The organism is Kitasatospora sp. NPDC054795 (assembly GCF_053611565.1).
Window position 1 is genome coordinate 1 of the sequence record NZ_JBSHAP010000213.1, and the last position, 9,536, is coordinate 9,536.

The following is a 9,536-nucleotide window of genomic DNA, read 5'->3' on the forward strand; positions in this document are numbered from 1 at the left end:
CCCCCGTGGCGTGCCGGGCCGCCGGCGCGGAACGGAACTCGACGTTCCGCTGCGCGGTGTCCCTCAGGGAGGATGCCAGGGCGTCACCCCCGCCGTGTTGGCACTGAGTGGACACTTCTTGGCATTGCGTGCACTGAACCGGGATTCCCGCCCGCTCGTGCGCACCAGGTGCTCACGATGCGGGGTTTTCGCGCCCGCGGGCCCGGCTGGTACGGGCCGCGCCGCCCGTACGGCTACCCGCCGGCGGTCCCGGTCCCGGTCCCGGTCCCGCTCCCGGTCCCGCTCCCGTTCCCGGTCAGGGCGCGGTGGCGGTGCTCGCGGGGGGAGAGGCCGTACGCGGCCTTGAAGGCGCGGCTGAACTCGGCGGCGCGGGGCAGGCCGCAGCGGGTGGCGACGGCGTGGACGGGCAGGGCGCGCAGCGCGGGGTCGGCCAGGTCGCGGCGGGCCCGCTCCAGCCGGCGGCGGCGGATGAAGGCGGCGACGGTCTCGCCGCCGGACTCCCGGCCGAAGAGGCGGTGCAGGTAGCTGACGGAGATGTGGTGGGCGGCGGCGATCACGGCGGGCGTCAGTTCGGGGTCGTGCAGGTTGCGTCCGATGAAGGCCCGGACGTGCTCGACCAGGGCCCGCTGCCGGCTGTCGTCGGGCACGGCGGCCTCGGCGTCCACCTCCCGGGCGAGCCAGGCGGCCACCAGGTCGACCACGACGCCGCCCAGGCGGGGGGCGTCGGCGGGGCCCAGGAGGGCGGCCTGCCGGTCAAGGTTGAGCAGGAAGTCCGAGAGCAGCGCGCAGGTGCCCTCCCGGGAGGAGAAGCCGCGGCCCAGCAGGTCCTCCAGCCGGTGCGGCGGCACCGGCAGCAGGGCGGAGGGGAAGTCGACGCCGACGGCCTCGATCCGCAGGTCGCCGGGGGAGCGGGCGGCGCGGGAGCCGAAGGCCCGCAGGTCGAACGGGTGGGAGCTGTCGAGCATGTGCAGGTTGCCGGGCCCGAAGGTCTCGGTGCGCCCGGTGTCGCGGGTCAGGGTGAAACCGCCGTCGAGCAGCAGGGTGAGGTGGAACACCTCCGGGTCCGAGCGCCGCACCCGGCGCGCGGTGCGGTGGAAGCGGGTCGGCTGGAAGGAGCTGCGCAGGAGGGTTACGGGGCCCAGCTCCAGGCGCCGCATCTCCGCCCGGAAGTCGTCGCAGTGGACGCTGGTCACCTCGCTGTCCCGGGTGCGGCTGACCAACTCCCGCCAGCAGTCGAACCGTTCCGTCACGGGTACGCCCTCGCTGCGGAACACGCTCTGCGTGCTCGTGGCCACTGTCCGCCCTTTCCTTCCGGGGTCCGTCCCCTTCCTGCCCGGCCGGGCTCCCCTCCCCACCAGGTGTCACCGGCTCCTTGCAGCCGGTGACACCGAAACCTACAAGGCCGGGCCCGGTGGCCTCCGCCCGGCCCCCGGTCCGGCGGCCGGCCGCGGGGATCCCGGTGAACCGGCCGCCGCCCGCATCCCGTTGCCATGGACGCGGGGGTCGAGAGGCCCCGGTCCCACCGCACGACGGCGGGCGGGCCCCGGGTCCGTCCAGCCGTCCACGACACCGTGCCGCGGCCGGTCGGGAACCGTGCCGCAGCAGAAACGAGGGGAACGATGAGGAACACCGGAACGGTCAAGCGAGCCCTGTCCCTGGTCGGCGCCGCCCTGGCACTGGCCTCGGTCACCGGACTGACGACCGCCACCAGCGCCTCCGCCGACGTCAACAGCGAGTGGAACTGCACGCGCAACCCGAGCGGCTGGGACCACATGAACTGGGGCAACTGCCTGCTGCCCGGCGACTCGCTCGTCTCCGGCAACGGCGACTACCGGCTGCTCTACCAGAACGACGGCAACCTCGTGGAGTACGACACCAACACCGGCTACGCGCTGTGGGCCAGCGGCACCAACAGCGGCGGCCCGGGCAAGGTGATCATGCAGTACGACGGCAACTTCGTCGTCTACGACACCTTCAAGAAGGCCAAGTGGTGGTCCGGCACCGCCCTCGGCTGCAACCCCAGCGCCAACTGGGCGCGCATGCAGAACGACGGCAACTTCGTCGTCTACCGCCCGCACGACAACAACAGCCCCTGGGTGCCGGTCTGGTCCTCGTACAACGGTCGCGTCGGCACCTGCTGACACCCGGACGTTTCGTACGCCCCGTACGCCCCGTACGCCCTGCATGCCCCGTACGCCCTGCCGGCGGCGGCCGGACCCGCGGCCGCCGGACGGTCAGTTCGCGTCCGGGGCGTCCGGGGCTTTCGGAGCCCCCAGGGCGCTCGGGGCGCTCGGGGCGTCCGGGGCGCCCAGCGCGAGGGTGAAACTGAACCGGTCCCCGCGGTAGAGGGTGCGCACCTGCTCCAGCGGGCGCCCCGCCGCGTCCAGGCTGCGGCGGTGCAGCAGCAGCATCGGCAGCGCCGGTGGGGTGCCGATCAGCAGGGCCTCGCGCGGGCTGGCCAGCACCGTCTCGATCCGCTCGTCGGCGGCGCCGAGCCGCACCCCCTGCTCGCGCAGATAGCCGTAGAAGGACCCCTCGGGGTCGAAGTCCCGCGCCAGCGCGGGCACCCGGGCGACCGGCACGTACGTGGACTCCAGTCCGACGCGCTCCTCGTCCGCGCGCAGCACCCGTTCCAGGTGCCACAGCGGCTCGCCCTCGGGGACCTCCAGCAGCCGGGCCATCGCCGCGTCGGCGGGCAGCCGGTCCAGGGCGATCAGGGTGCGGCCCGGGCGCAGGCCCTGGCGCGAGACGCCCTCGGTGTAGCTGCTCAGGGACAGCGGCTGCTCGATCTTCGACCCGGCCACGACCGTGCCCCGGCCCTGCCGCCGCAACCGGCCCTCCAGCAGCAGCTCGCGCAGCGCCTGACGCACCGTCGCCCGCGCGACCCCGTGACGCTGTGCCAGATCGACCTCGGTGGGCAGCCGCCCGCCCGGGCCCAGCTCGGCGATCAGCTCCTCCAGGCGGGCCTTGACCAGGTAGTACTTGGGCACCCGGCCGTGCTCGGGGACGCCGGCGCGGGCGGGCTCGGGGACGGCCCTGGGGATGGGGTGGTTCACCGCGCAAGCGTATCGAGCGCCGTCCGGGCCGGGCGGCCCGGCGGCGCCAGCCCCGAGTACGCGGCCGCCCTCCATTCCGCCGACGCCCTGGTCGGCCAGGTCCTCCAGGCCGTCAGGTCCCGCCCCACGTACGCCGCGGAGGACTGGCTGATCCTCGTCACCACCGACCACGGCCACACCGACGCCGGCGGCCACGGCGGCAACAGCGCCGACGAGCGCCAGACCTTCCTGATCGCCAGTGGTGCCGGCTGCACCCCCGGCTCGCGCCGCTACGACGTCAAGCCGGTCGACATCGCCCCCACCGTCCTCAAGCACGAGGGCGCCCCCGTCGACCCCGCCCGGCAGCTCGACGGCCGCCCGATCGACGAGATCGCCCCCGACGCCTTCGACGCGCTGCGCCCGGGCCTGCAGGCCCGCGCCGACGAGAGCGGCATCCCGGCCGCGGTGAACGGCTGGACCCACACCCCGCCGGCCGGCTGGAGCATCGACAACTCCCGCATGCCCACCGGCGGCGTCACCGAGTGGCGCGGCTGGACCTTCGCCACCGACGAGTTCTGGACCGCCGCCCAGCTCGGCCAGTCCCGCGAGACCAATGTGCGCGCCCGCAACGTCTTCGCCGTCGCCGACTCCGACGAGTGGGACGACAAGGCGCACGGCACCGGCCAGTTCGACTCCACCCTGGTCGGCCCCGCCTACCCGGTCTCCGGCGCGAGCCGCGGAGTGCTGTCCTTCGCGACGAACTACAAGATCGACGGGCCGCAGACCGGCGACGTCCACGTGCTCTTCGACAACGGCGCCCCGCAGCCGGTGAAGTCCTACCGCAGCGACCTCAACACCGTCGAGAACCTCCCCGTCACCATCCCCGCCGGCGCCACCACCGCCCGCTTCCAGTTCCGCTACACCAGCACGAACAGCGCCTTCTGGACCGTCGACCAGGTCGCCTTCACGGCCTCCTGAGCCGGGCGGCGCGCGGGCGGGGGAGGGGTGCCGGGCCCCGCCCCCCCCCGCGGCCGTGCCGGCCCGCCCCTGCCCGCCGCTGCCCCGGAGCGGCCCACCTCTTGCATTGCAGCGCGTGTGCAACTATTGTTTCTGCATGTAAGGCGCGTCTGCACCAATTGCTCGGCGCAGGCGCAACCCCCGGCGGGCACCCCTCCCCACGGACCCCCGCACGCTCCGCAAAGGCACTGACATGTCCCTCAAGGAACTCCTCCCCGGCACGCTCGGCTTCGGCACCGCCCCCCTCGGCAACATGTTCCGCGCGATCCCCGACACCGAGGCCCTGGCCACCGTCGAGGCGGCCTGGGAGCACGGCATCCGCTACTACGACACCGCCCCCTTCTACGGCGCCGGCCTCTCCGAGACCCGCCTCGGCGAGGTGCTGTCCGCCAAGCCCCGCGACGAGTACGTGCTGTCCACCAAGGTCGGCCGCGTCATCCTCGACGAGGTGGAGGAGGGCGCCCGCGACCTCGGCGAGAAGGGCGGCCTGTTCGAGCACGGCAACCCCAACAAGATGCTCCACGTGTGGACCGCCGAGGCCGCCGAGCGCTCCATCGAGGACAGCCTCAAGCGCCTGGGCACCGACCGCCTGGACATCGTCTGGGTCCACGACATCGCCCAGGACTTCCACGGCGACCAGTGGCTGGCCAAGTTCGAGGAGGCCCGCACCGGCGCCTTCCGCGTCCTGTCCCGCCTGCGCGACGAGGGCGTCATCAAGGCCTGGGGCCTGGGCGTCAACAAGGCCGAGCCCATCGAGCTCACCCTCGCCCTCGACGAGCCCAAGCCCGACGGCTTCCTCCTGGCCGGCCGCTACACCCTGCTCGACCACGAGTACGCGCTGCAGCGCCTGCTCCCGATGGCGCAGGAGCAGAACGTCGACATGGTCGTCGGCGGCCCCTACAGCTCCGGCATCCTCGCCGGCGGCGCCCACTTCGAGTACCAGGCCGCCCCGGCGCACATCATCGAGAAGGTCGCCCGCCTCAAGGCCGTCGCCGCCCGGCACGGCGTGTCCATCAAGGCCGCCGCCCTGCAGTTCTCCCTCGCCCACCCGGTGACCGCCGCCGTCGTCCCCGGCGCCACCAGGCCCAGCCGCATCGCCGAGGACCTCGCCGCGCTGAACGAGACCGTCCCGGCCGCGTTCTGGCAGGAACTGCGCGCCGCCGGCCTGGTCGCCCCGGCCGCCCCGCTGCCCAACGGCGCCTGAACCCCCACCCCACGCCCCCGCCCCGCACCCCCGCCGCAGTACAGGAGAAACGATCATGGCCTCCACCTCCGTCAGCCGCATCGTCCCCGCCTCGCCCGACCGGGTCTGGAACCTCGTCGGCGGCTTCGACGCCCTGCCCGACTGGCTCCCCTACATCCCGGAGAGCACCGCGTCCGAAGGCGGCCGCGTCCGCAGCCTGAAGAACCCCGAGGGCGAGGTCATCGTCGAGCGCCTCGTGGACTTCAACGAGACCGAGCGGCAGTACAGCTACGCCATCCTCCGGGCCCCCTTCCCGGTCACCGGCTACGTCTCGACCCTGCGCGTCCACGCCGTCCCCGGCCGTGACGACATCGCCGAGGTCCAGTGGTCCGGCCGCTTCAACCCCGACAACGCCACCGAGCAGGAGGTCGTCGACCTGTTCGCCGGCATCTACGCCGACGGCCTCGACGCCCTCGACAAGACCCTCGCCCAGGCCCTCGCGGGCTGAGCGGGGCCCCCGCCCCGGCGCCGGCGTCCCGCCGTTCCCGGCGCCGTCATGCACCGCACGGTCGATCTCGCCCTCACGCACGCCGGGATCCCGCCGGCGCCGTGACCCGTCGTCCGCCCGTGCGGCGAGGGTGCCGGTGTCGGTGCTGGTCAGGGCTTCTCGGCGCTGTATAGCCTGACGGGGCGTCGGGCCGGGCCGGGGAACGGAAGTTCGATGACGAACTCCCTCGGCGGCGGAAGCGGCACCTTTCCGGTGTCGAACAGTGCGCGGACATGCGAGCCGCGCGGCCGGAAGGGGCAGTGGCGTGGACTGCGGACTGCTGTCGTTCGGATCGGCCCTCGGGGAGCCCGTCGCCGTCGCGGACGTGGCGTCGGAGTACACCGAGGACGTCGAACGCGTCCTGGCGTACGGCTACCGCGCCGTCCACCGCAGCCCGGCCGGGGTCGGGCTCACCGACCTGGCCGTCGACGCGGCCCGGGCGGCCCTGGACGAAGCGGGCACCGACCCCGCCGAGCTGGACCTGGTGGTCCTCGCGATCACCGACATCCCCGAATACCTGTACTGGGACGCGGCCGCGAGCCTCCAGGACCGGCTGGGCGCCCGCCGTGCCGAGGCGGTCCTCGTCGGCCAGGGCTGCGTCAGCGGCATCACCTGCTTCGACCTGCTCGCCGGCCGCTTCGCCACCCACCCCGAGTACCAGCGGGCGCTGGTGGTCGGGGCGAACCGGACGTGCGAGCCCTGCTGGAACCGGATGCACACCAACTCGCTGCTGTTCTCCGACGGCGCCGGCGCCGCGGTGGCCGGGCGCGGCCACCCCGAACTGCGCTGGCGGGCCAGCGAGACGATCAGCGACGGCCGCTACGGCGACCTGATCGCCCTGGCCGGCATGGGGCGCGGCATGCACTGGAGTTGCACCCTCCTGGAGTGCTGACACCACGAACTGACGTGAACAGACGGAAGGTTGGCCGTGCACACAGGCTGTTGCGGGTGGCCGAACCGTCCCTATACTGCCGTTGCCCGTCGGCCAGAACCGGCCACGGGCATCCGCTGCCGCGCCCGGTCAGGGCGGCCGGCCGGCCCGTACGAGGGAGAACCGATCATGGTCAAGCACTACCTCAAGTACGCCTTCAGCACCCTCACCGCCGCCATGTTCCTCCACATGGTCTGACCTGATCGGGGCCTGATCCGATCGACCCCGGCCAGGGCCGGGTGGCGTACCGTCCGACCCTGGCCTGGGGAGTCCGCTTGTTCGCGACCGCACTGAGCCAACTGCGTTACGGCGCAGCAATCCTGACGAACCGTCGAATACGCCCGAACGACCTGGAACGCCTCGCGCGGGACCTGGTCGCCACCATCGCCGAGTTCGGCGAGCCCGGCGAGGACTCCGCCCTGCTGCCCGGCCGGGCCGGACACGTCGACCCGCAGGTGCGGCGCGAGGTGGCCCGGCGCAGCCTGCGCGCCACCGCCCGCGCCGCGGCCCGGCACACCGCCCACTACCGCCGGCAGTTCGCCGAACTCGACCTCGACCCGGCCCGGTTGGAGCCCGAGGACTGGTCGCGCGTCCCCGTCACCCCCAAACAGGCGCTGCGCGCCCTGCCCGCCGCCTTCGTCTCGGACGCCGCCACCCCCGTCCTGATGGCGCTCACCACCGGCACCAGCGGCACCCCCACCGCGGTGTGGTTCTCCCGCGCCGAACTCGAATGCGCCGTCGCCTTCAGCACCATCTCCGCCGTGCTCGGCCTCGGCCTGCGCCCCCGCCACACCGTCGCCTACGCCGGCTGCTCCCGCGCCACCCTGCCACTGGTCAACGCCGAGGAGTCGGCCACCCGCGCCGGCGCCGGGTTCGTCCAGTTCGGCACCGTCGGCCCCGCCGTGGCCCTCGACCGCCTTGCCGCCCCGCTCGGCCTGCCCGGCAAGGACCCCCGGATCACCCACCTGACCACCTCCGCCTCCTACCTGGCCGCCCTCGTCCAGGAAGCCGAACAACGCAAGTGGCGCAGCGCCGACTTCGGCCTGCGGTCGATCAGTGTCGGCGGCGAGGTGCTCTCCGCGCCCCTGCGCCGCCGCGCCGAGGAGGTGTTCGGCGCCACCGCCACCTCCGCCTACCTGATGACCGAGATCCTGCCCTCCGGCGCCACCCCCTGCACCCGGGGCCACCTCCACCACACCACCGAGTTCGGACACCTCGAAGTCCTCGACCCGCTCACCTGGCAGCCCACCGCCCCCGGCGCCAGCGGCACCGTCGTGCACACCCCCTACGTGCCCTACCGCGACTGCACCCTGCTGCTGCGCTACGCCACCGGCGACCTCGTCCGCCTCCCCGCCGAGCCGCCCACCTGCGAACTCGCCCACCTGCCCGCCACCTCCGAGATCCTCGGCCGCTGGAACGGGCCGCTCAGCCGCACCGTCACCACCCGCGAGGTGCTCGACCTGGTCGAGGCCGAACCGGAGGTCCCGCTGCCCGCCCGCCACGCCCTCACCGAAGGCCCCGACGGCCCCCACGGACCCGCCCGCCTGCACCTGCTGGTCGACCGCCTGCCCGCCACCGCCCTGCGCGGCCGCCTGGAGGAGCGCGCCCACGCCGCCGGCCTGCGGCTGTCCGACATCGTGCTGTACGAGGACCGCGCCGCCATGCCGCCCACCGCGCCCCTGCGCGCCGACCTGCGCGAGCACACCTTCGACACCCTCGACACCCTCGACCGTGCCCCCGGGAGGCGCTGAATGAACGCCGACCCCGCCGCCCTGGCCGCACTGAGCGCCGCCGTCGCCGCCGAACTGGCCCTGGCCGCCCGGTACCTCGCCCGGATCCGGATGCCCCGCCCCCCGGTCGGCGTCTACACCGGCGGCGACATCGCCGTCCTGTGCGCCGGCGTCGTCCTCGCCCCGCTGCTCTACACCGCCCTGCCCGGCGCCGCCGTCTCCGCCGTCTTCGGCCTCGTCGGCTGCCTGGCCGTCCAGTTCACCCTCGCCCCGCTGCTCGCCGGCACCCGGCTGCGCGCCACCCCCTGGTCCTGGGCCGCCGCCCTCACCGCCACCGCCGCCACCACGCTCGCCGCCCTCACCGGCCACCCCGGCGCCGCCCGGGCCGGCAGCGACCTGATCATCGCCACCGCCGTCGTCGGCGTCGCCAACCTCTGGACCCAGAGCGGCCTGCGCTCCACCCACACCGCCGCCCTGGCCGCCGTCCTCACCGGCTACGACCTCACCGCCACCACCCTCACCGACACCACCACCCGCTTCTTCGAACAGGTCCAGGACCGCCCCTTCGCCCCGATGCTCGCCCTCACCGGCGGCCCGGCCCCCGTCGCCGTCGGCCTCGGCGACCTCCTGCTGCTCGTCCTGTACCCGCTGGTCGCCGCCAAGGCCCACGGCCGCACCGCCGCCGCCGTCGCCGCCCTCACCGGACTGCTGACCACCAGCGCCGTCAGCGCCTGCTTCGCCCTCGGCTGGCTCACCACCGGATTCCCGCTGCTCACCGCGCTGGGCCCGCTGATCGTCGCCCAGCACCTGTACTGGCGGCGCCGCCACGGAGGCGAGCGCACCACCGCCCAGTGGCGCGCGGGCCACCAGCTCCCGCCGCCCGCCCCCTCCCGCACCGAACCCGCCGCCGCCCTCGCCGCCCCCGTCCCCGAGGGCGCACCCCAAGGGACATAGGGCCCTGGTGTCGTCGGTCGCCCTACCGTCGGTCTCTTATACACAACTGACGCAGCCGACGATATGAGAGGAGAACATCACGGACGTCGACGTATAAAAAAACATCCACGACGAGCACGGGAACGCTGGACCGGGGCAG

General features: G+C 74.1%; 9 protein-coding genes. 7 read left to right on the forward strand and 2 right to left on the reverse strand.

From position 1 onward, the window contains the following. Nucleotides 1–233: 233 nt before the first annotated feature. Nucleotides 234–1,295 carry an AraC-like ligand-binding domain-containing protein gene (locus ACWGJO_RS39860; protein ID WP_452190615.1) on the reverse strand — a complete coding sequence of 354 codons (1,062 nt, stop codon included), beginning with the start codon at nt 1,293–1,295 and terminating at the stop codon, nt 234–236. A 324-nt stretch (nt 1,296–1,619) separates the two neighbouring features. Here ACWGJO_RS39860 and ACWGJO_RS39865 point away from each other — a divergent pair, with 324 nt between their 5' ends. Beyond that, nucleotides 1,620–2,141: a hypothetical protein gene (locus tag ACWGJO_RS39865; RefSeq protein WP_452190616.1), complete on the forward strand. Its 522-nt coding sequence runs from the start codon at nt 1,620–1,622 to the stop codon at nt 2,139–2,141. A gap of 93 nt (nt 2,142–2,234) precedes the next feature. On the opposite strand, the gene ACWGJO_RS39870 is transcribed toward ACWGJO_RS39865, so the two are convergent. Continuing rightward, complete coding sequence (locus tag ACWGJO_RS39870) at nt 2,235–3,056, reverse strand: GntR family transcriptional regulator (protein ID WP_452190618.1); 822 nt, start codon at nt 3,054–3,056, stop codon at nt 2,235–2,237. Here ACWGJO_RS39870 and ACWGJO_RS39875 point away from each other — a divergent pair. The 6 genes from ACWGJO_RS39875 to ACWGJO_RS39900 all read left to right on the forward strand — a co-directional run bounded on the left by ACWGJO_RS39875 (nt 3,048) and on the right by ACWGJO_RS39900 (nt 9,397). Beyond that, nucleotides 3,048–4,013: an alkaline phosphatase family protein gene (locus ACWGJO_RS39875; protein ID WP_452190620.1), complete on the forward strand. Its 966-nt coding sequence runs from the start codon at nt 3,048–3,050 to the stop codon at nt 4,011–4,013. The two genes, ACWGJO_RS39870 and ACWGJO_RS39875, sit on opposite strands and share 9 nt — an antisense overlap. Nucleotides 4,014–4,245: 232 nt before the next feature. Continuing rightward, on the forward strand, nt 4,246–5,256 hold the full coding sequence (locus ACWGJO_RS39880) for an aldo/keto reductase (protein ID WP_452190622.1): 1,011 nt from the start codon (nt 4,246–4,248) through the stop codon (nt 5,254–5,256). Between the two features lie 55 nt (nt 5,257–5,311). Further along, a complete protein-coding gene (locus ACWGJO_RS39885) occupies nt 5,312–5,743 on the forward strand; it encodes an SRPBCC family protein (protein ID WP_452190624.1) in 432 nt (143 codons plus the stop codon). 304 nt (nt 5,744–6,047) lie between these two features. Further along, the gene (locus ACWGJO_RS39890; protein WP_452190626.1) at nt 6,048–6,674 is read left to right on the forward strand and encodes a hypothetical protein; all 627 of its coding nucleotides are present in this window, start codon (nt 6,048–6,050) and stop codon (nt 6,672–6,674) included. Nucleotides 6,675–6,988: 314 nt separating this feature from the next. Beyond that, the gene (locus tag ACWGJO_RS39895; protein WP_452190628.1) at nt 6,989–8,464 is read left to right on the forward strand and encodes a phenylacetate--CoA ligase family protein; all 1,476 of its coding nucleotides are present in this window, start codon (nt 6,989–6,991) and stop codon (nt 8,462–8,464) included. Then, entirely contained in the window at nt 8,465–9,397 is a 933-nt protein-coding gene (locus ACWGJO_RS39900; RefSeq protein WP_452190630.1) for a hypothetical protein, read from the forward strand. The last annotated feature ends 139 nt before the right edge of the window (nt 9,398–9,536 follow it).

Excerpts from the sequence above, each read along its gene's own strand:
- ACWGJO_RS39865 (WP_452190616.1), top strand. The coding sequence starts at position 1,620 with ATGAGGAACACCGGAACGGTCAAGCGAGCCCTGTCCCTGGTCGGCGCC.
- ACWGJO_RS39880 (WP_452190622.1), top strand. The coding sequence starts at position 4,246 with ATGTCCCTCAAGGAACTCCTCCCCGGCACGCTCGGCTTCGGCACCGCC.
- ACWGJO_RS39885 (WP_452190624.1), top strand. The coding sequence starts at position 5,312 with ATGGCCTCCACCTCCGTCAGCCGCATCGTCCCCGCCTCGCCCGACCGG.
- ACWGJO_RS39900 (WP_452190630.1), top strand. The coding sequence starts at position 8,465 with ATGAACGCCGACCCCGCCGCCCTGGCCGCACTGAGCGCCGCCGTCGCC.